19 protein-coding genes and 4 pseudogenes are annotated in these 20,049 nt (G+C 68.4%); 15 read left to right on the top strand and 8 right to left on the bottom strand.

The features are described from left to right. Window positions 1–55: 55 nt before the first annotated feature. Window positions 56–1,792 (top strand): dolichyl-phosphate-mannose--protein mannosyltransferase, encoded by a 1,737-nt coding sequence (locus N4G66_RS11495; protein ID WP_261703926.1) that lies wholly within the window; start codon window positions 56–58, stop codon window positions 1,790–1,792. Between the two features lie 314 nt (window positions 1,793–2,106). On the opposite strand, the gene N4G66_RS11490 is transcribed toward N4G66_RS11495, so the two are convergent. Both N4G66_RS11490 and N4G66_RS11485 read right to left on the bottom strand, forming a co-directional pair. Next, window positions 2,107–2,661: an NUDIX hydrolase gene (locus N4G66_RS11490; RefSeq protein WP_261703925.1), complete on the bottom strand. Its 555-nt coding sequence runs from the start codon at window positions 2,659–2,661 to the stop codon at window positions 2,107–2,109. Next, complete coding sequence (locus N4G66_RS11485) at window positions 2,651–4,021, bottom strand: hypothetical protein (protein ID WP_261703924.1); 1,371 nt, start codon at window positions 4,019–4,021, stop codon at window positions 2,651–2,653. The genes N4G66_RS11490 and N4G66_RS11485 overlap by 11 nt, the downstream gene beginning before the upstream one ends. Before the next feature lie 596 nt (window positions 4,022–4,617). Here N4G66_RS11485 and N4G66_RS11480 point away from each other — a divergent pair. From N4G66_RS11480 to N4G66_RS11445, 8 genes and pseudogenes are all read left to right on the top strand, one after another. Beyond that, window positions 4,618–4,872: a hypothetical protein gene (locus tag N4G66_RS11480; protein WP_261703923.1), complete on the top strand. Its 255-nt coding sequence runs from the start codon at window positions 4,618–4,620 to the stop codon at window positions 4,870–4,872. 179 nt (window positions 4,873–5,051) lie between these two features. Further along, complete coding sequence (locus N4G66_RS11475; protein WP_261703922.1) at window positions 5,052–6,686, top strand: penicillin-binding transpeptidase domain-containing protein; 1,635 nt, start codon at window positions 5,052–5,054, stop codon at window positions 6,684–6,686. Window positions 6,687–6,790: 104 nt separating this feature from the next. Further along, window positions 6,791–8,461 carry a penicillin-binding transpeptidase domain-containing protein gene (locus N4G66_RS11470; protein ID WP_261703921.1) on the top strand — a complete coding sequence of 557 codons (1,671 nt, stop codon included), beginning with the start codon at window positions 6,791–6,793 and terminating at the stop codon, window positions 8,459–8,461. A 124-nt stretch (window positions 8,462–8,585) separates the two neighbouring features. Continuing rightward, a complete protein-coding gene (locus tag N4G66_RS11465) occupies window positions 8,586–9,440 on the top strand; it encodes a DUF4253 domain-containing protein (protein WP_261703920.1) in 855 nt (284 codons plus the stop codon). Continuing rightward, a complete protein-coding gene (locus N4G66_RS11460) occupies window positions 9,437–9,967 on the top strand; it encodes a YbaK/EbsC family protein (protein WP_261703919.1) in 531 nt (176 codons plus the stop codon). The genes N4G66_RS11465 and N4G66_RS11460 overlap by 4 nt, the downstream gene beginning before the upstream one ends. Beyond that, window positions 9,964–10,257 (top strand): annotated as a pseudogene (locus N4G66_RS11455) (EamA family transporter); the annotation flags it as partial. The gene N4G66_RS11460 and the pseudogene N4G66_RS11455, both read left to right, overlap by 4 nt. An 84-nt stretch (window positions 10,258–10,341) precedes the next feature. Beyond that, window positions 10,342–10,889: pseudogene (locus tag N4G66_RS11450) on the top strand (transposase); the annotation flags it as partial. 354 nt (window positions 10,890–11,243) lie between these two features. Next, on the top strand, window positions 11,244–11,489 hold the full coding sequence (locus N4G66_RS11445; protein WP_261703918.1) for a hypothetical protein: 246 nt from the start codon (window positions 11,244–11,246) through the stop codon (window positions 11,487–11,489). Between the two features lie 90 nt (window positions 11,490–11,579). On the opposite strand, the pseudogene N4G66_RS11440 reads toward N4G66_RS11445, so the two are convergent. After that, window positions 11,580–11,940, bottom strand: a pseudogene (locus tag N4G66_RS11440) (transposase family protein); the annotation flags it as partial. A 699-nt stretch (window positions 11,941–12,639) separates the two neighbouring features. Between N4G66_RS11440 and N4G66_RS11435 the strand changes: the two are divergent. The 3 genes from N4G66_RS11435 to N4G66_RS11425 all read left to right on the top strand — a co-directional run bounded on the left by N4G66_RS11435 (window position 12,640) and on the right by N4G66_RS11425 (window position 14,402). Next, complete coding sequence (locus N4G66_RS11435; protein ID WP_261703917.1) at window positions 12,640–13,293, top strand: hypothetical protein; 654 nt, start codon at window positions 12,640–12,642, stop codon at window positions 13,291–13,293. Between the two features lie 231 nt (window positions 13,294–13,524). Beyond that, window positions 13,525–13,866 (top strand): hypothetical protein, encoded by a 342-nt coding sequence (locus N4G66_RS11430; protein WP_261703916.1) that lies wholly within the window; start codon window positions 13,525–13,527, stop codon window positions 13,864–13,866. A 122-nt stretch (window positions 13,867–13,988) separates the two neighbouring features. After that, the gene (locus N4G66_RS11425; protein ID WP_261703915.1) at window positions 13,989–14,402 is read left to right on the top strand and encodes a transposase; all 414 of its coding nucleotides are present in this window, start codon (window positions 13,989–13,991) and stop codon (window positions 14,400–14,402) included. Window positions 14,403–14,679: 277 nt separating this feature from the next. Here N4G66_RS11425 and N4G66_RS11420 read toward each other — a convergent pair whose 3' ends face one another. The 3 genes from N4G66_RS11420 to N4G66_RS11410 all read right to left on the bottom strand — a co-directional run bounded on the left by N4G66_RS11420 (window position 14,680) and on the right by N4G66_RS11410 (window position 16,133). Continuing rightward, entirely contained in the window at window positions 14,680–14,964 is a 285-nt protein-coding gene (locus N4G66_RS11420; RefSeq protein WP_261703914.1) for a hypothetical protein, read from the bottom strand. A gap of 217 nt (window positions 14,965–15,181) precedes the next feature. Then, a complete protein-coding gene (locus tag N4G66_RS11415) occupies window positions 15,182–15,463 on the bottom strand; it encodes a hypothetical protein (RefSeq protein ID WP_261703913.1) in 282 nt (93 codons plus the stop codon). 196 nt (window positions 15,464–15,659) lie between these two features. After that, window positions 15,660–16,133, bottom strand: a complete 474-nt coding sequence (locus N4G66_RS11410; protein ID WP_315903634.1) for a hypothetical protein — start codon at window positions 16,131–16,133, stop codon at window positions 15,660–15,662. Between the two features lie 463 nt (window positions 16,134–16,596). Between N4G66_RS11410 and N4G66_RS11405 the strand changes: the two genes are divergently transcribed. Together N4G66_RS11405 and N4G66_RS11400 are read left to right on the top strand one after the other, a co-directional pair. Next, the gene (locus N4G66_RS11405; RefSeq protein WP_261703911.1) at window positions 16,597–17,172 is read left to right on the top strand and encodes a hypothetical protein; all 576 of its coding nucleotides are present in this window, start codon (window positions 16,597–16,599) and stop codon (window positions 17,170–17,172) included. Window positions 17,173–17,245: 73 nt separating this feature from the next. After that, the gene (locus N4G66_RS11400; RefSeq protein WP_261703910.1) at window positions 17,246–17,530 is read left to right on the top strand and encodes a hypothetical protein; all 285 of its coding nucleotides are present in this window, start codon (window positions 17,246–17,248) and stop codon (window positions 17,528–17,530) included. Between the two features lie 403 nt (window positions 17,531–17,933). On the opposite strand, the pseudogene N4G66_RS11395 reads toward N4G66_RS11400, so the two are convergent. Further along, window positions 17,934–18,504, bottom strand: a pseudogene (locus tag N4G66_RS11395) (RNA-guided endonuclease InsQ/TnpB family protein); the annotation flags it as partial. Between N4G66_RS11395 and N4G66_RS11390 the strand changes: the two are divergent. Next, the gene (locus N4G66_RS11390; protein WP_261704087.1) at window positions 18,487–18,636 is read left to right on the top strand and encodes a hypothetical protein; all 150 of its coding nucleotides are present in this window, start codon (window positions 18,487–18,489) and stop codon (window positions 18,634–18,636) included. The pseudogene N4G66_RS11395 and the gene N4G66_RS11390 sit on opposite strands and share 18 nt — an antisense overlap. A 322-nt stretch (window positions 18,637–18,958) precedes the next feature. Here N4G66_RS11390 and N4G66_RS11385 read toward each other — a convergent pair whose 3' ends face one another. After that, on the bottom strand, window positions 18,959–19,663 hold the full coding sequence (locus N4G66_RS11385) for a chaplin family protein (RefSeq protein WP_261703909.1): 705 nt from the start codon (window positions 19,661–19,663) through the stop codon (window positions 18,959–18,961). Window positions 19,664–20,049: the final 386 nt, after the last annotated feature.

Genomic DNA, 20,049 nt, shown 5'->3' with positions numbered 1-20,049 from the left:
ACCGGAAGGGGCCCATGCACGGGACTCCCACAGACCTGTTCCCTACGATGGCGCGGTGACCAGTACCGCGTCCTCCACGGACACCCGGCAGGGCCAGGCCGCAGCGCAGCGGCCGTCGTGGCAGCAGCGGCTGCGCCGATTCGGCTACACGACGCCGCCCAGAAGTGATGTGCGCGACCGGCTCGTACCGCCGTACGCCGAGCCCGGCCCCGGAATCTGGGCCGCTCTCGGGCTGCGTCAGGAGGTCGCCGACCGTTTCAACCGCTGGTCGGGGTGGGTGGGCCCCCTCCTGGTGACCCTGCTCGCCGGACTGCTGCGGTTCTGGAACCTGGGCAGCCCGAAGGCGGTGATATTCGATGAGACGTATTACGCGAAGGACGCCTGGGCGCTCTTCCACCGCGGTTACGAGGTCAACTGGGCCAAGGACGCCAACGACCTGATCCTCCAGAGCAACGGGCATGTGCGGGTGCCGAGCGACGCCGCCTATGTCGTGCACCCGCCGATCGGCAAGTACGTCATCGGGCTCGGCGAATGGATGTTCGGGTTCAACCCCTTCGGCTGGCGCTTCATGACGGCGCTGCTCGGCACGCTGTCGGTGCTGCTGCTGTGCCGGATCGGGCGACGGCTGTTCCGTTCGACGTTCCTCGGCTGCCTCGCGGGCACGCTGATGGCGGTGGACGGTCTGCACTTCGTGATGAGCCGCACCTCGCTGCTCGACGGGGTGCTGATGTTCTTCGTGCTGGCGGCCTTCGGCTGCCTGGTCGTCGACCGCGACAAGGCGCGGGCGAGACTGGCGGCGGCGCTGCCCGTCGACGCGGACGGCATGGCCCACCCCGACGCGCACGCCGCCGAGACCACCCGTCTGGGCTGGCGGCCCTGGCGCTGGACGGCGGGCCTGATGCTCGGCCTGGCCATCGGCACCAAGTGGAACGGGCTGTACGTCCTCGCCGCGTTCTGTGTGATGGCGGTCCTGTGGGACGCGGCCTCGCGCCGGGTCGCGGGCGCCCGGCAGCCCTACCTGGCGGCTCTCAAGCACGACACGGGCATCACGTTCCTGGCGACGGTCCCGGTCGCCCTGGCCGTGTACCTGGTCTCCTGGACCGGCTGGATCCTGTCGCCGGACAACGGCAAGGGCGGCTACTTCCGCAACTGGGCCGTGACGGACGGCAGAGGCGGCAACTTCACCCTCCTCCCGGACTGGCTCCGCAGCCTGTGGCACTACGAGCACGAGGTCTACAAGTTCCACGTCGGGCTGTCCTCGCCGCACACCTACCAGTCCAACCCGTGGAGCTGGCTCGTCCTCGGCCGCCCGGTCTCGTACTTCTACGAGTCCCCGCTGCCCGGCAAGGACGGCTGCCCCGCCGACGCGGGCGACAAGTGCGCCCGTGAGGTGCTGGCGCTCGGCACGCCCCTGCTGTGGTGGGCCGCCTGCTTCGCGATCGCCTACGTGCTGTGGCGCTGGGCCTTCCGCCGCGACTGGCGGGCGGGCGCCATCGCCTGCGGCGTCGCGGCCGGCTACCTCCCCTGGTTCATGTACCAGGAACGGACGATCTTCTTCTTCTACGCCGTCGTCTTCGTCCCGTTCCTCTGCCTCGCCGTCGCGATGATGATCGGCGCGATCCTCGGCCCACCGGGCGCCGGAGAACGCCGCCGCGTCATCGGCGCGGCGGGAGCGGGCGTCCTGGTCCTCCTGATCGTCTGGAACTTCATCTACTTCTGGCCCCTGTACACCGGCACCGCCATCCCGATCGAGCAGTGGCGGTCACGGATGTGGCTGGACACCTGGGTCTAGCTGGGTAAATACATCAAGAGGGCGCGACCGACGGTCGCGCCCTCTTGATCGTTGTTGGCCGTTGGAGGTCGTCGTGGGTCGCCCTCGCACGGCCCGAGGACGGCCCCACTGGGAGATTTGCAGACCGCGCGCGTGGAACATCCTGACCAGCACACACGCATTGTTGCCAGCATCTTGCCCCACCCCTGCCCCGCAAGGCCCTCACAGGGGGAAAGCGCCGGGCTTACCCCCTGCAACCTTCGGGATTCCTTAATCCTGGCCCTGTCGGGCGACGCCTGGGGGAACGAACCCACGCCTGCTAAGCAGCACCTCGCCTAGCCGCGGGCCGCGCCGACTGCCCCAAGCGCGGCAAGGGTGAAGCCATCCCGTAGCTCTCCCGCACGGATCGCCTTTGCGATTTCGTGTGGACTCCACCAGCGCGCGGCGGCGATCTCGCCGTCGTCAACCGTGCCGGGGCGCAGCGGGGCATCGCCCTGAACCGAGACCTCGACGACGGCAACCTCGTTCTCCAGCAAGCCAGAGTCGATGTCCAGGTACGCCACTGCAACCGCTGCGGAGCCCACCAGTCCCGCCTCCTCAACCAGTTCTCGCAGCGCGTCCGAGACAGGATCGGTCTCGCCGAATCCGCGTGGCAGTTCCCAGGCCCACCGACCGACCGTCGGCCGCCACTGGTGGACCAGCAGAATGTCATCGCCTCGTCGTGCCAGCACCACGACTCCTGTACGGCCACCGCCAATGCGGATGCGGTGCCGGACGGTCTCCGTGCCGGAGGGCAGGCGATAGGTGTCCAGGTAGACCTCGCACCATCGCCCGCCGTCAGCATCGGTGTAGGCCTTGTGGGTGTGCGTACGTGGCGCCTCAGTGTCCATTAGGCCCTCCTCGCAGCACCTCTGGGAGCTCTATCACGTCATACCGCCCTCGGAAATCGCCCAAGCGGGTCACACCCGCTGCTACGGCCGCAACGACAACCGGCGCGAGCGCTCCACCTGCGCCAGCCGCGAACACTCCAGACGTCCCCTCGCCAAGCAGGCTGGTCGCCAGGCTCAATCCACCGCCCGCAACCATCTGAGCAGTGACCCCACGCGCGCTCGGTGCGAACCGCTGGAGTCGGGTCACCGACACCTCGCCCACGTCAGCGGCCGGCGGCTCTTTCGTACGCTCCGCGAGCAGGTCGCCCACCTCCTGCAAAGCAGCAAGGTCACGCTGGTGCCACCAATTGGTGAGGGCATCGGCGGCGTCATCCGTGTAACGCTGCCATTGAGCACCGCTCATCAGGCCCAGCCGCAGTTCGAACCGGGTCGGATAGATCACGACCGGTGTCTGCTCCCCCAGCGTCGCTGCCTCTCGGCGCCGGATGCCGCGACGAGGCGAAGCCAACCCGAGCAGGCAACCTTCGCTCGCTGCGATGGCTCTGTAGTACGTCTCGTCGAAGGACTCACGCAGCATCTGCGCATCCGCGTGCGCTGCGGGGTCACCGGAGCGCTGCAGGGGGTCAAGCCTCTCGTACAGGCGGCTTCGGCTGGGTAACCCGTTCACGTCGAACTCCCCGCTGGTCCAGGCAGCGAGCACCGCCCGGCCCTCGTCACTGGCCGCATCCTCCGGGCGCGGCGGAGGCCGCAACGCGTACGCGGTCGCGTAGTCGGCCGGCACCAGGGGGCTGACGTCCAAAAGGCCGCGCTCGGCGGCTTCCAGCCAGTCACCCCACCGGGCAACTGTGCGCCGCCGTAGCGGAATCTCAAGGACACCGGTCGCCGCCAGCAACCGGTCCGCCATACCGATCGGCCCCTCCGTGGCCAGGGCCGCGACCGCAGACTCGACGTCTGCGCGCACGGCCAGCTCCCGCTGGAGTCGCAGGCACTGGTCATCGGGGATCGGAAGGGAAGAAAAGAGGAACCCAGTGGAGAGCATCGCAATCAGCTGCCCAGCCAGGTCTGCGTTCCGGGAGTTCACCCGGATCGGTAACACGGCACCACCGCCGATCCCCCGGATCGCCAACTCGTCAAGGAGTGCGGCGGGCCGGAGCGCAGCGAAGACGGCGCCATCGAGCAGTTGGGGATAGGTCAGGAACAGAGAGCCGCCCTGGAGGACTTCCCAGCGCAGCCGCCCGAGCAGCTCCGCCCGCCCGAGCACGGTCAGCCGCTCCATTGGGGCGGCGGCGCCGGCCACTTGGGCGCTCAACTTGGCCCGCTGCCGTACGCTGTCCCACCCTGTGCTGAGGACCGCGGTCATGTGCCAGCCCCTTCTGCGGCGTCCATACGTGAGCCAGTTCAGCATGTGCCGATCAGCGAAACAATGGACAGTCGTGCACCGCCTGCGGTCTCCGACTCGCCCAGCGCCGGGGAGAGCCACGAACCGACCGCCACGCTGTTCTGATCCGTCTCCGCCGACAGCCATCAGCTTTACAGTCCCCCGTGATCACACGCAGATAAATGGCTCTGACCTGCGGGAGCAGATGCGCCCGCACCGGAGTCGCCAACCGTCGTCCACGTCTCGTCCATAGACCCCCCATGCTCGGCTTACTCAGAGCGGGGGGGGCGCTGCTACCCGCCCTGCTTCGGGGGTTCTTCTTCAGGGACTTGATGGAGCAGCCGAGCCGTTCCGCCAGAGCGCTCGACAGGCTTCGACGTTCCATTCTCAGAGGCAGGGCGGCTCCATGGCCGGCACGGGCGCGGGCACACTGCCCTGGTACGCGGCCGCCGCGGGAGCGGCACTGGCCGTCGGCGCCGCCATGTCCGCCCTCGCACGGCGACGCGTCCACTGAAACGAGGTACCCCGGGTCGGCAACGAGCCGACCCGGGGTACCGATGCGGCCGGCACGCCGCCCAGTGGCATGGCGTGCCCTGTCCGACCCCGGGGGCGACGAGGACCCCTTCCTGATCGGCTTCCTGATGCACGGCGAGGGTCTGTTGCGGTTGTACGTGCGACGTCCCGACCGGCCCGTCGGCGTCGGCCTCCGCCTGGCCGAGACGCCCCGCACCGCGCTGATCGCTTCGGTGCCCTCCCTCCTCGGGGAGGAGCAGTACCACCGGTCGGCCCCGGACGACCCGCACTGCGATCTCCTCGTCGACCTGATGGGCTGATAGAGCTGCGAAGTCCGCATCCATGAACATTGTTCATGGATGCGTCTCGTCGCTTGGGGCTAACAATTCGGCGAAGGTCTGCACCATCAGCCCCACCCGCGCCTAGAGTGCGAGGTGAACCGGCTTTTCTGAACGCGTTCAGAAGTTCGGAGGAGGGTTCACGGGGAGGGATTCGCGCGATGCGCAAGGGGGCAAGAGCTGCCGTCATCGGCGGCGTTTTCGCGGTAATGGTGGGCGGTGCCGGGTACGGCGCCTACAACGTGGTGACCTCGATCAGCGGGGACGGCGGGGGCGGGGGCGGCGCCGCCGGACCCGCTCCGGTGAAGACCGGGCCGCCGAGCGGCGCCGAGGTCAAGGAAGCCAGCCGCGCGTTCTTCGCGGCCTGGGAGAAGGGCGACGCGGCCAAGGCGGCCTCGTACACGAACTACGCGTCGAACGCCGAGGGGCTGCTCGCCGGCTACCACGACGACGCGCATCTGACCGACGTGAAGATCACGCCGGGCGCGCTGTCCGGGGCGACCGTGCCGTTCTCCGTCAAGGCGACGGTGTCCTACGACGGCAAGAGCAAGCCCTTCGCGTACGACTCCGAACTGACCGTCGTCCGCGGGGAGACCACCGGGAAGGCCCTGGTCGACTGGAAGCCGTCCGTCGTCCACCCGGACCTGAAGGACGGGGACACCCTGGTCACTGGCGAGTCGGCGAGCCCGGCGATCGAGGCCGTGGACCGGAACAACGTTGTCCTGACGAAGGAGAAGTACCCGTCCCTGGGGCCGATCCTGGACGCGCTCCGCGAGAAGTACGGCGACACCGCGGGCGGCTCGCCCGGCATCGAGCTGTCGATCCGGCACGGCAGCGAGGGCAGCGGCGACACGACCCTGGTCACCCTCGCCAAGGGGCGGACGGGCAAGGTCCGTACGACACTCAGCGCGAGCGCGCAGGCCGCCGCCGAGAAGGCGGTCACGCAGTACTCCGAGTCCTCCGTGGTGGCGGTGAAGCCGAGCACCGGCGAGGTGCTGGCCGTCGCCAACCACCGCGCGGACGGCTTCAACGCGGCCTTCCTCGGCAAACTCGCGCCCGGTTCCACGATGAAGATCATCAGCGCGGCGACCCTCATCGACAACGGCATCACGACGGCGAACGGTCCCGCACCCTGCACGGCCACCGCGGTCTGGCAGAGCCAGACCTTCCACAACCTCACGGGCATGCAGCCGCAGGAGAAAGCCACGCTCTCCGACAGCTTCGCGCGCTCGTGCAACACGGCCTTCGTGAAGTACGCGGACGCGGTGAAGGTCGACTCGCTGACCAACGAGGCCCAGCAGCGCTTCGGGCTCGGGCAGAACAACTGGAAGACCGGCATCGAGTCCTTCGACGGCTCGGTGCCCGCCTCCGGCGGCCCGGACACGGCGGCCAACCTGATCGGCCAGGGCCAGGTCCAGATGAGCCCGCTGAACATGGCGTCGGTGACGGCGACCGCGATGACGGGCGTCTTCCGGCAGCCGGTCATCGTGCCGCGCGCCCTCGACGACCGTGAACTGGCCACCGCGAAGGGCCTCTCCGGCGGTACGGTCGCGCAGCTCCGCTCGATGATGAACCGCACGGCCGTCAGCGGCACAGCGGCCCGGGTGATGGCCGGGCTCGGCGGCAGGATCGGCGCCAAGACCGGCTCCGCCGAGGTCGACGGCCAGGCCAGGTCCAACAGCTGGTTCACCGGATACCGGAACGACATCGCGGCAGCCGCCATGACCCAGGAGGGCGGTCACGGCGGAGAGGCCGCCGGCCCGATCGTCGCAGCTGTGCTACGAACGGGCGGCTGAAGTCGCTCCTCACAGAACGGGACCCTAGGGTGGTGCTCCTCGTTGAGGAGCGAGAGGCGCGAGGGCATCACGGGGCATCAGGGGACGGCGGAGGACAGGAAGCTGTGGGCAAGAGAAGGCGCGTCGCCGAGCGACGGAAGACCAAGCAGCCCGCCGTCCTCGGCGGGGTGATCGCCGTGGCCGTCGTCGGCGGGGCGTTCGGCGCCTACAGCCTCTACGGCAGTGGCGCGGCGGCCGACGAGGGCACCACGGCCACCACCCGCAAGGCCGTCAAGACGGGCCCGTTGTCGGCGGCCGAGGTCAGCATGGCGTCCACCGCCTTCCTGACCGCCTGGCAGAGCGGCGATGTCACCCGGGCGGCCGCGGCGACGGACGACTCTGCGGCCGCCACGACCACGCTGACCGGCTTCGGCAAGGACGCCCACATCAGCGGCGTCACCCTGACGCGCGGCAAGCCGTCGGGCGCCGACGTCCCGTTCACCGTCAAGGCCACCGTCACCTACAAGGACAGGACCAAGCCGCTGGCGTACACGTCGAAGATGACGGTCGTACGCAGGGCCAAGGACGGCGTGGCCCTGGTCGGCTGGAAGTCCTCGGTCGTCCACCCGGACCTCCAGGACGGCGACCGGCTGGTGACCGGCGAGTCCGGGACGCCGCCCATCACCGCCCTCGACCGTCACGGCGGTGAGCTGACCGCCGCCAAGTACCCCTCCCTGGGCACGGTCCTCGACGGGCTGCGCGAGAAGTACGGCAAGACGGCCGGCGGCAAGGCGGGCATCGAGCTGCGCGTGGTCCGCAAGGCCGCGGCGAAGGGGGCCCAGAAGACCCCCGACAAGACCCTGCTGGCTCTCAGCGCGGGTACTCCGGGCACCGTGAAGACGACGCTCAGCCCGACCCTCCAGGCGGAGGCCGAACGTCTGGTGGCCGCCAAGCCGAAGGCGTCGGTGGTCCTGATGCGGCCCTCGACGGGCGAGATCATCGCCGTCGCGAACACGAGCCACGGCTTCAACACCGCCTTCCAGGGCTCCCTCGCGCCCGGCTCCACCATGAAGGTCATCACGGCGTCGATGCTCTTCGAAAAGGGCCTGGCCTCCCCCGACAAGCCGCACCCCTGCCCCAAGACGGTGACGTACGGCGGCTGGAAGTTCCACAACGACGACGACTTCGAGATCAAGAACGGCACGTTCAAGGCGAGCTTCGCGCGGTCCTGCAACACGGCCTTCATCACGCAGGCGAAGAAGCTGCAGAACGACGACCTGACCAAGCAGGCGCAGCAGGTCTTCGGGCTGAGCCGGAACAACTGGGCCATCGGTGTTCCGTCGTTCGACGGTTCGGTGCCGGTACAGAGCGCCGCGCAGATGGCCGCGTCACTGATGGGCCAGGGCGGGGTCCGCATGAACCCGCTGAACATGGCGTCCGTCGCCTCCACGGTGCAGTCCGGCAGCTTCCACCAGCCGTACCTGGTCGACCCGTCGGTCGACCACCGCACGCTGGCCACGGCGTCCCGCACCCTGTCCGCGACCACGCTCGCCCAGCTGCGCGAGGTCATGCAGTACACGGCCTCCGCCGGCACCGCCGCCTCGGCCATGGCCGGCCTCGGCCCCGACTTCGGCGCCAAGACCGGCTCCGCCGAGGTCGACAACCAGGAGCAGCCCAACGGCTGGTTCACGGCCTGGAAGGGCGACCTGGCCGGGGCGGGTGTAGTCCAGGAGGGCGGCCACGGCGGCACCACGGCGGGCCCGATCGTGGCAGCCCTCCTGAAGGCCGGCAGCTGACTCCCGGGCACGCACCCGGCTCCCGAGAACCCGACCAACCCGACTCCCGACACCACAACTGCCCCTGGGCGGGCGGGAGTCGGGGCGCGCGGGCGATGTCAGCGGGTCCCTCTACGCTCCGCGCATGACGTTCTCGCTTCCCGAAGGTCTGCCGTCCGGGCGCAGCGTGCCCGCCGGCTCACCGGTCATGTGGTACGCCGACAGACTCCCGTACGACCCGCTGCTGGACGTGTGGGCCCGCGCCCAGCGACAGCAGGACGCCACCGGCCTCAGGCCGATCCTCTGCTACGCGGACGACGACCACCCCCGCTCACTCGACCTCGCCGAGATAGCCGCCGTCGACCTCGAAGCCGAACTCGAACAGGGATGGCGCGAGTACCGCGAGCGCCAACTCGCCTGGCTCGCGGCGCCGCCCGAACCGATGGACTGCCCCGAGGACATCGAGCCCTGGGAGGACGATCCCGGCGCACCGTACGACCGCTGGCCCGGACTGGCCCCCGCCACCCTCCCCGCCTCGGGCGTCGACCCGGACGAGGCCGCCCGGGCAGCCTTCGCCCGCCTTCTGCGCGAAGGCTGGCCGGGAATCTCGCTCGGCCTCGTCGCCGCCGCCGCGCGCAGCGCCGACATCCCAGCCGTCATCGGCTGGCGCGCGGAGGCGCCCCTCCCCCTGTTCTGCGCGCTGCTGCGCAGCTGGGAGGACCGTTTCGGGGCGCGCGTCCTCGCCGCGATCGGAGCGACGCTGTACGTCTCCGTCGCCTGCCCGCCCCGGACCCAGGAACAGGCCGACCTCGTCGCCCTGGAACACCTCCTGACCACCGCCGACAACATCGTCAACGACACCCTTCCCCCGGTACGCGGCCTCCCTCATCGACGCCCCGGTGTGGAGCTTCTGGTGGGACTGAACGGCCGGCCCCGGGCGGCCCCGGGGGGGTACCCGGTCGCGTGGCGGTTACACCGACCGCTAGCGTGCCGTGCATGAACGCCACCGATGAGAACACCGGCGAGGAGCGGTCCTCCGCCGTGAACGACATCCACCCCCGTTTCGCCGAGGCCCTGCGGGAACTGGGCCTCGACGAGGTGATCGGACGGGTCCGGCGCTTCCCCGACACGGCCCGCACCACCGCCGAGGCCGCCGCGGCGATCGGCTGCGAGCCGAGCCAGATCTGCAAGTCGCTGTTCTTCGCGGCGGACGGGGTCCCGGTGCTGGTGCTCCTGGACGGCTCGGCACACGTCGGCATGGAGCTCGTACGGCGGGAGCTGGGCGCCCAGAAGATCACCCGGGCCGGGGCCCACCTCGTGCGGGAGTCGACCGGGTACGGGACCGGCGCCGTACCGCCCTTCGGACACCGTACGAAGACCCGCGTCCTGGTAGACCGTTCGCTGCTCGGCCACGACACGGTGTGGACCTCGGCGGGCACCCCGTACACCGTCTTCCCGATGGACCCGAAGAGCCTGATCGCCCACGCGGACGGCACGCTGGTGGACGTGCGCGAGCCGATCGTGTGACACCGCTCGTCACCGCGGCCGTGCTGCTCGCCGCGGTCACCCACACCGGCCGGAACGCGCTCGCGCACCGCATCGAGGACAAGCTCGTCGGCTTCACGCTGATCGGCCTGGCCATGGTGCCGTTCGTGGCGTTCCCGGCGCCCCGGGCGTGGCCGTACCTGATCGTCTCGGCCCTCGGGCACATCGCGTACCACGTGCTGCTGATGCGCTCGTTCCGGCCCGGGGACTTCGGGCAGGCGTATCCGGTCGCGCGCGGCACCGCTCCGCTGGTCGCCATCTCGCCGGCCGCGAGGGCCTGACCACCGGCGAGGTCCCGGCCCACTTGGCCGAGGTCTCCCGCCAGACCATCTCCACCATCACCGACAAAGCACTGAAAGGCCCTGCCCGAGGCGGTGGAGACCGTCTGGCCACAGACGATCGTGCAGACCTGCGTGGTCCACCCGCTGCGGAACTCGTTCCGCTATGCCGCCCGCCAGGACCGGGACAAGATTGCCAAGCTTCTCAAACCCGTCTGCACCTCCCCCACCGAAGAGGCCGCCCTGGACCGGTTCGCCGAGTTCGCCGACGCCTGGAGCGGGAAGTATCCGGCGATCGTGAAACTCTGGGAGAACGCCCGGGTGGGGGTGCCTCCGGACGGAGTCCGGGGGAGAGTTCACCCCCGTTCCTGCGGTTCGACACCGCGATCCGCCGCATCGTCCGCACGATGAACGCGATCGAGTCGGTGAACGCGCGGATCCGCCGGGCGGTCAGGGCCAGAGGGCACTTTCCGAGCGAGCAAGCGGCGTTGAAGTGTGTCTACATGGCGATCATGTCGCGCGATCCCACCGGCAAGGGCCGGGCTCGCTGGACCATGCGCTGGAAGACCGCGCTGAACGCCTTCGACATCACTTTCGACGGCCGCCTCTCAGCGGCCCGTCAGTAACCCCAACTACCCCCAGTTGCACCGCTCGTTTGGCAACCCCCGCCTCGGCATCACCCTGACGCCAAAGATGCAAGACAGCGAGTTAACAGCCTGCAAGCCGTAACTCTCGCTCCAGGTAATTGGGTTGATGCGACGGGGTCCCGTGCCGGGCCCTCGTCCGCGGTGCGCCCATACCGTATGCCGAACAGCAAAGCGTCCTTCTGTAGCGCCAGTTGGTGTCCACGCCGGGTCCGGCTCCTCCGTAGGACACGTACGACCTCCGCGTACCGACCCACCAGACGCTACTGCTAGTGTTCATCCAGTCACGCTAGGCAACTAGCCATCATGTGCAAGCAATGTAGAACCGAGGGTTCCATGCGTAAGTTTCAGCAGATCGTGATCGCAGCAGTGGCGGCGGCCGGTGGCCTGTCCGCCGTCGGTGCCGGAACGGCTGTCGCCGACACCCATGACAACGGACCGCGGGCGGTGGACGTTTACCGCCCCTACCAGGAGTGCAGCCCGCAGACGGTGTCGGAGAACGACATCCCGATCGGAGTGCTCGGTCTCGGTCAGACCCTGGACACCACCTGCGGCCAGCACAACCGCGCCTTCACCGGCTGAGGTCAGCGACGTCAACATCGCGACGGTCGGTACAGGATCCCTTCGGGTTAACCCGAAGGGATCGAATGCCGGCGGCCGGCTGCCTTGATCTCAGTGCGAGCCGGCCGGATGGAGGGCGAGGACCGCTTGGACGAGGCCGGTGACCCCGGTCGTCGAGCAGCGGAGCCTGCAAAGAGGCAAGCCAGGACTTGAGGGTGGCGATGGCCCGTTCGACCAGTGCCCGGGCCTCGCACGGGACCGGTTGACGGCCTGCCGAGCGGCCGAGAGAGCATCCCATCGACCACGGCAAGGGGAGATGGCCTGAGCCGCCCGCACCGTGGTGCCCGTGTCCGACCGGCAGGTGATGCCGGCCTGGCGAGGGCGTCGATGATGCCGTGCTCACGTGCTGCCCCAGCGTCATGACGGCGCCGGCCAGGGCCGGTGGAGCCCAGGGGAGACGGCCTTTCGGGTCGACGCCCTGCCCGTTCACCATTACCAGCAGCTTCATCCGCCTGTCAGGCCAACTGTCCAGCCGACGCGGAAAGTTGGAAAAGGCTCAATTTCGCAGACGACGCCTGCGGCGCGGCCGATCGTGAGGGAGCGGCGCCCGGGGCGCCCGTACTAAGGACACGCATCATATGTTCAGCAGGAAAAAGATCGCAGCCCTCTCGGGGCTCATCGGCGGGCTCGCCGTGGCGTCCACGGGCATCACGTATGCGCACGCCGCGGGAGACCCGGCATCTTGCACTCGGAACCCGCAGGGGGACGTCATCTGTGTGCAGCACATCGAAGGTGGGACCGTGCAGCACATCGAAGGTGAGAGCGCCGGGCGCGGCGCCATTCCTCATCAGGAGACCTGCATGCCGGTGCAGTCCGTAACGCTGCCTTCCTCCATGGGTAACGGCACGACACAAATCGGCCCTCGGGTGACCTGTTCGCCTGCCACGTCCGGAGCACCTCGCCCGATCGACAGGAAGCGGGAACTGCCCGGCCTCCTCCCCTGAGAGCACGCCGGCTGACCCCGCCCTACGGCCTCACTTGTCGCTTTACCCCATACGGGGCTCCGGCGCGACATGGGGTATAAATCCCCGATTGATTACACCCAGCGTGCTTACGTTTACGGCAAGTGGTCATTCCAGGCGGGTAGGCCTGGATCAGGAAAGGGTCATCTATGCGTAAGTTTCAGCGCGCCATGGTCGTAGCGGCAGCCATTGCGGGGCTGTCCGCCCTCGGTGCCGGAATCAGCTTCGCCGACGGCAACGACGGCGCGCCTGTACCGATCACCGCCATCGCCAACTCGTCTGTCAACGCCGTGGCCGTCGGGGGCGGTTACTACTTCCCGCCGCAGGCGCAGGAGCAGGCTCCGGCACAGGAGCTGGCCCAGCCGCAGGCGCAGGAGCAGGCTCCGGCACAGGAGCTGGCCCAGCCGCAGGCGCAGGAGCAGGCTCCGGTGCAGGAGCAGGCCCAGGCCCAGCCGCAGGAGCAGGTCCAGCCGCAGGCTCCGGTGCAGGAGCAGAAGCAGGAGCTGGCCCAGGCGCAGGAGCAGGCTCCGGTGCAGGAGCAGGCCCAGGCCCAGCCGCAGGAGCTGGCCCAGCCGCAGGCGCAGGAGCAGGCTCCGGAGCAGGCCCAGGCTCCGGCGCAGGAGCAGGCTCCGGCCCAGCCGCAGGAGCAGGCCCAGCCGCAGGCTCCGGTGCAGGAGCAGGCTCCGGCCCAGCCGCAGGAGCAGGCCCAGGAGCAGGCTCCGGCGCAGGAGCAGGCCCAGGCCCAGGCTCCGGCGCAGGAGCAGGCTCCGGCCCAGCCGCAGGAGCAGGGTGACAACGACTAAGAGCCAGAGCTCCGAGTCAAGGCCCGCCGCGGCCTCACTCAGCGTCGGGGATACGGACCGAGCGGTGCGCTGAGTGATACCCCGTGGTGCAGGTAGCCCGGACGCTGAGTTCGCGTCCGGGCTACAACCATCCTGCCAGCGGACAAAGATTTAATTGCTTTACTTTCTCGGCGCAGGAAACGCCGGCCAATAAAGGACTGTCCGATTCTTCACCACAAAGGAATGCAACGCATGCTCTTTTCGCAGAAGACTGCGGCCGTCGCAGCATTCGCCGGAAGCCTCGCCGCCATCTGCCTCGGCACTAATGCATACGCCGAGGGAAATCCAGGCGCCTGCCCCACCAGCGCACAGAAGGACGTCGTGTGCGTTCAGAAAAATGAGACGTACGTCGACAAGGACGGCACGCACGTCATCAAGCAGGACCAGCAGTGCTCGACAACAGACCGGCCGCACGTGGTCACGCAGCAGGACCAACTCCTGGGAAGCGAACCTGCCAAAGTGGGGCCGGTTGTGGAGTGCTCCAACACGGCCAAGCTGCCTGAGGGGTTCAAGAAGCCGCACATCGGCATCTGAGCGCTCACGGAAAATGCTGGTCCGGGGAAGGGTTCCCGGACCAGCATTTCGTTTTCGAAGAGGCAGGTCTCCTACCCGAAGCAGACCGGAGTTCCCCGTCCCCGGTAGGCCCTACTGCTTCGTTGCCGCTGTGGAGCCGGGCCGGACGTCTGGAGGGCTGTGCCGGACGTTCTCCGACTGCGGCGGGATGCCGTCACGGCCGGCCAGGCCCCAGAGACGCTCCAGCGGTTGCACGGGCAGGCCAGTGGCACATCGGCGATCCACCCGTCCTGGTCGTCTTTGATGCCGGCTACGACGTGACCCGCCTGGTCTTCCTGCTCGCGGACCTGCCCGTGGAGTTACTGGGCCGGATGCGTTCGGATCGAGTCATGCACTTCCGTCTCCGCCCCAGTCGGCGGGCAGGCGCGGGTGCTCAGGCTCCGACGACGGCTCGGCCAACGACCTCACCGGACTGCACATGGCAGGGCATCACTCAGCTCGAACAGCGCATCGCGCCGCCCGGTCGGACCGGCACTGAGTCTCGTCGAAAAGCATGACGGTCCGGCAATCGCATCCCTCGGGACGCCCTGGTGCAACAGCCACACAGCTACGGCCTTCGCGTTGATCCCATGCTTCCGTGACGGAGCACAGGATCAGGCGAAGGCCGCTGCTGTGTTCGGAACTCAGGCAAACCCATCGGCATGTTCGGGGCCGATTCGACGGCAGGCCCGAAACGCCGGGCTCAGGGCTTGCAGACAGCTGAACTGTGGGTTTCGGGACTTGACCTTGCAGGTCGATGAGCCACTCGCCCACATGTTGTTCATCTGTGAGTTCTTAGCCGCCAAAATGGTTGCTGCAGCCCACGGTTGAGCCCAGCGACGTCTTCTGGGCCCCCGGGCTGCCCTCGCCGCCCAGCAGGTTGCCGCCCAGCCCGTTGCCGATGCCGACCTGACCGAGGATGTCGAGGTTCAGGTCGTGCGACTGACAGGTGTTGCTCTGCGTGACGCTGAACTGGTCGCCGCCGCCCATGCCCTGATCTGCGTGGGCGACGCTGACGCCCAGAAGTCCGACGTTTCCGAGGACGGCCATCAGGACAGCGGCCGTGCGGAGCTTGCGCATGTCATCTCCAGAAGAAGTGAGGTAAATGCGATCCGCGAGGGATCGCCTCTATGTGACGCGAAGGGTTCAACGGCGCCAGAACGGAGTGCCCGGAAGCGTCCAGCGCCACGCTGCGCCGCCTCGGAAGTGGTTTGGCGCACGTGAACGGTCCCGGCACTTGCCTGAGGCCCAGTGCCGGGACCGTTCATGGTTCGGCGTCTTTACGCCTGAGGGGACTTCAGAAGGCGCTGTTGTTGCAGCCCATGCTGGAGCCGAGCGAGGTGGACTGGGCGCCCGGGTTGCCTTCGCCGTTGAGGGCGTTGCCCAGCAGGCCGTTCAGCACGCCGACCTGGCCGAGGACGTCGAGGTTCAGGTCGTGCGACTTGCAGTTGGAGCTCTGCGTGACGCTGAACTGGTCGCCGCCGCCCTCGCCGTGACCGCCAGCGTAGGCCGTACCGCCTACGAGTCCGATGCTGCCGATGGCAGCGACCAGGACGGCAACGTTGCGAAGCTTGCGCATTTCATCTCCGTGGGGGTGAGTTTTTGCGATCTGTGGGTAGATCGCGGTTACAGGGCAGAACATTAGCGACAAAAGCCTTGAAATGGACAACGACACGCTGGCTTCATGTCGCCACGGAAGCACCGAAATCCGTATCGCAGGGTGAGCCGAGCCCGGTCCGTCCGCCGCCCGTGCCCGGCATCGACGTGATCGTCCGTCAGTGCTGCTGCACGTTGGCGAAAGAGTTCGTCTGGCTGTTGGCCTGGGTGCACTCGACGCCCCGGGTCTGGGATGAGGCGAGCAGGGCAACCGGGACGTTCGCGTCGAGCAGGGTCTGCGGGCTGCACTCCTGGTACGGACGGAACAGGTTGGCCTGCCCCGCCGAAGCGCCCTGTTGCTTCTGCGGCGCTTCAGGAGAGATCCGCGGGCTGAGCTGCGGATTCAGCTGCGGGTTGACCTGCGGGGAAACCTGAGTGCCACGCGACGGTGCCAGCTGTTGCGGAGCCGGCGAGCCATAGGTCTGCGCGGTCGCCTGAGCGGAGGACGCCGATGCGGCCTGGGCGTCGGGCTGCGAAACCGGGTGCGGTGCAACGCCGTTGGGTGCGGACGGGGTGACGGCGAAGCTTGAGCCGGCGCCGACGCCGGCCAGGCCGCCGGCTGTTGCGGCGACGAGCGCGATCTTGTGAAGCATACGCATGAGTTTCCTCGGCTCTTCAATTGACCTGTACACGGAAGCTGATGTGCCGATGCGGCAGCGCAGTCTTCGCTGTCCTCGCTGCTCCATTCGGCCGCGATGGGCCATCCCTATCGCCCCGTGGGGAACGAAAAAAACACGGGCTCGAAACGGGTGCGGGGGTGTGGTCACCCATTCGGTGCGGCGTGCGAGCCGTGACGCCCGGGCCGGCAGACGGCAAATGGGTGACGGCCCGTCGAGTGCCGTGACCACGGCGCCGAAATCTCGTTCCTCGGAGGGGAGGGCAGCGACCGTAAACCATTGAAAGGTAGAGGATCCGCTGCCATCTCCGATACGAAGTCCGCGTGCTCCTCGAGATAACCGTAGCCTCCGGCGCGATGCGAGTGACGCACCAACTGCACGCGTGACCGCATTGATTGCAATGGACTCACATCTCAGGTAACGAAGGGCCGAGGGTTTCATGCGGAAGCTTCACAAGGCCGCGCTCGTCGTCGCGGCGGCCAGTGGTTTGGCCGGCATCGGCGCCAGCGGCAGCTATGCCGACTCACCGGAGGGGCGCCTCAGTACCACCCCGGCATCGGTTCCGGATCAGCCGGCCTCTCCGGCCGCGGCTCCCCAACCAGCCCCACAGGCCGCCCCGTCGGGGCCACAGCAGACCGGATACGCCTCGGCCTCGGCCTCATCACAGGGAACGGCCCAGGCCTCCAGCACGTCGAACCCGCAACAGGCCGCCCCCGCACGGTTCGCGCAGGCCGCACCCGCACAGCCGGCGCAGGCCGCACCGTCACAGGTCGTGCCGCAGGTCATGCCGCAGGTCATGCCGCAAGTGGCCCCGCAGGTAGCGGTACCCCAGGTACTCGACTCAGGGGGCCCGATGATGGTCGCCCCCCAGGTGAACCCGCAGCTCAACCCTCAGGTGAACCCGCTCGTCGACCCGACGGTCACGCCCACGAGCGCACCGGAACTGGCTCCGGTCGCCCTCGGGCAGATCGCGGCCCCTCCCGTCGGACAACTGGGACTTCCCCGACTCGGCTGACAGCCCGCCCCCTGCACATTCGCAGTCCTGACTCAACAGGTCGGATCCCCGCACTTCCTCCAAGGAGCTTCACATGCGCAAGTTGCACAAGGTAGTTCTTCTGAGCGTCCTCCTCGGCAGTGTCGGCTCCTTTGGTGCCAACACCGCTTTCGCATACGGCGACGAGGGCCACGACACCGACAGCATCGACATCACGCAGGGCGTCGAGTGCCGCTCGCACGACATGAACATCGAGGTGCTCGGCAGCGTCGGCGCCCTCACCGGCCTGGCCGGCAACCTGCTGAACGGAGAAGGGGCCGCGGGCGCGCAGAAGAGCCATCTCGGTTCCGACATGGGTTGCAACAGCCGGGCGTTCTGACCGGCCTCCCACTCGCGCCCTCCGTTCCCGTCGGCGCAGTGCCACTGCTTTACGCGTGGCGCAAGGTCTTTTACCTGCATACCTTTTCGATCTAGCCGGCGCCATCTCTGCATCGGTTTGCACGGAGGCGGCGTGAACGCATAAAGCGTTCACGCCGCCTCCGTTTTCCTTGGGCCCGCCGCCGACCCGCCGACCGTGTCCCACACTCCGAAGTTCGCCAGTCCTCCCAGGCTCGATGGCGAGCCGTGAACTCACTCACCGCGTCGGCCTCGTCCATGCCCGGGGCCCGCTTCGAACCTGGCCGGATCGCCGAACGCCTGAAGCCCACGCGACCTGAAACAGCGGTTGGCTTCCTCCCCGTCGTGAGCGGGAGGGATTTCTACGGCTCGCGCCTCGGGGTTTCCTATTTCATCGCCGACTGCCCGCCCGGAGAACTCCGTCGAGGTCTTACCCCAGCTCCACGGACAGACTCCGCCGGCCCGGCGGCCAGAGGGATCTTCGCCGCGTTCACGTCCCGGTCATGGGCCCCGCAGGCGCACGTCCAGGTGCGGACACTGAGTGGCATCTCCTGGACGGTGCCGCAGACGGAGCACAGCCTGGACGAGGGAACCACCGATCCACGGCGATCACCTCGCGCCCTACCACTGGGCTTTGTACTCCAGCATGGAGCGGAACATGCCCCAGGTCGCGTTCTTGACCATGCTGCGCACGGTCACGTCCTCGATCACGAGCGTTGATTTTCACGCACGAGCCGAGTGGTCGGCTGATGGAGCATCTCGCGGCGCCGGCCGGCGATCCTCGCGTGGACCCTGGCGACCTTGTACCGCGCCTTGGCCGGTTGACTCCGTCATCCCTGACCTTGTGGGACAGCTCCCGCTGGGCCTTGCGAGCCGGGTACAGTCACGGCGCTCGTACCGGGGGCTGGCGATCTCCTCCCCGGCGGAAAGGGTCGGCAGGTGGTCCAGGCCGACATCGCCTCGGATCACATAGCGGTGCTGGACGACGATCTCGCGCAGATCCCCGACACACACCGGCACGGCACCGACATCCTCGTCCGCACCGACAGCGGCCGGATCCGCGGAGGCACTCCTCACCCACGTCCGTGACGCACCTTCTTCTCGGTCCGATACGCGGTCACCGAGCCGGTGCGCCACGCGATCCGAGCCATGCCCGACCATCGCCGGCATCCCGCTCCGGACCAGGACGGCTCGCTACGCGCCGGCGCCGAGGCCGCCGAACCGACCGGGATGGTCGAGCTGACCGGCAATCAACAGTCAGGGAGCCGCAGCGACCGCACATTGCGTGCGGCACCAGCTGCTCCAGTGGCGAGGTGCTCACGTCGATGCCATGGCACGGAGGGCGGACAGGCACCGGCAGCCCGCCTGGGCCCCACCAAACACGTTCGATGGGGCTGTACGGGCATCTGTATCAGCGACTTGGACGGAAGCGGCGGTACAAGACCGCACCCGCAAAGAGGGACACGGCGCCGCCGGCGAGGGCTGGGACAGTCAGATCCGCTCCTGTGTGGGCCAGCGTGGACGTCGCCGTGTCCGGGGTGTTCGGAACGGCCTGATGCCGGGGGGCCGGGGCTCGCGACGCTGGGGGCGTCGGGGCCGAGGGCTTGGGGGCCGGAGTTGTTCGGGGGACGTGACGGTGAGAGTGGTCACCGCCGTTGACCGACTGGTTGCCGACCGCCGGGTTACCCACGCCGACCGCGTTGACACTGTTCCCAGAAACGTTCACGGGCAGATCGACCGGGAGCTGCAGACCGTTGCCTGAGATCAGCCCGGGCGAGTCCTTGACGCGGCCATCAGCCGAGGCTTCGCCTGACCTGTCCGATCCGCCGTCGGTTTCCGCACCGTCGGCCTTGGCCGTGTCCTTGTTGTTTTTGCACACGTTGCCCACGGCCGGGTTGAGCAGCCCCACGACGTCCACCGTGTTGCCGCAGAGGTTCACCGCCCCGGACAATGGAATCTGGATGTTGTTCCCGGAGAGCACCCCGGGTGAACCGGCCGCCGTAGCCCCGGCGTCAGCACCGTCGGCTGCGAAGACGGCGGACGCGGGAAGAGCCACGGCCAACGCGCCGGATGCGGCGGCGACAGCGAGCACACGGTTTCGAGTAGCCCGTCTCATAGATCTTTACCTTCCTAATATCACTGCGGGTACTCACCCGCACATCTGCAAACGCTGGAAAAGCAACAGGGGTTATGGCGTGCCGCCTTCCAAGTCGCCGTGCTGGGCCAAAAGGTCCCGACAGATGCCGTCGATCATGTGACTGTCGGTCTGGTTGCTCGTTGCTCTTGTCATGCCGATCGCGGCGGAGAGGCGACCGTTGGCCGTGGAGGCGTCTCGGACGAACTGCGATCACTCGTCGAGCCGTTGCCGCGGCAGGCCAGGTCCCGAGCCGGTCGGCGCCGGACAGCAGCATCTCGTCCCTGGCATCGCGGCAGTCCCTACAGGCAGGCGCATGAACGGCCGTTGAATGCGGGGCGATGGACGGGTCGCTTTACCGTTCGACG

The organism is Streptomyces rhizosphaerihabitans (genome assembly GCF_025399795.1).
GTDB classification, from domain to species: domain Bacteria; phylum Actinomycetota; class Actinomycetes; order Streptomycetales; family Streptomycetaceae; genus Streptomyces; species Streptomyces rhizosphaerihabitans.
The sequence above is the reverse complement of the archived record's forward strand: the minus strand, read 5'-3'. Positions and strand labels throughout refer to the sequence as shown.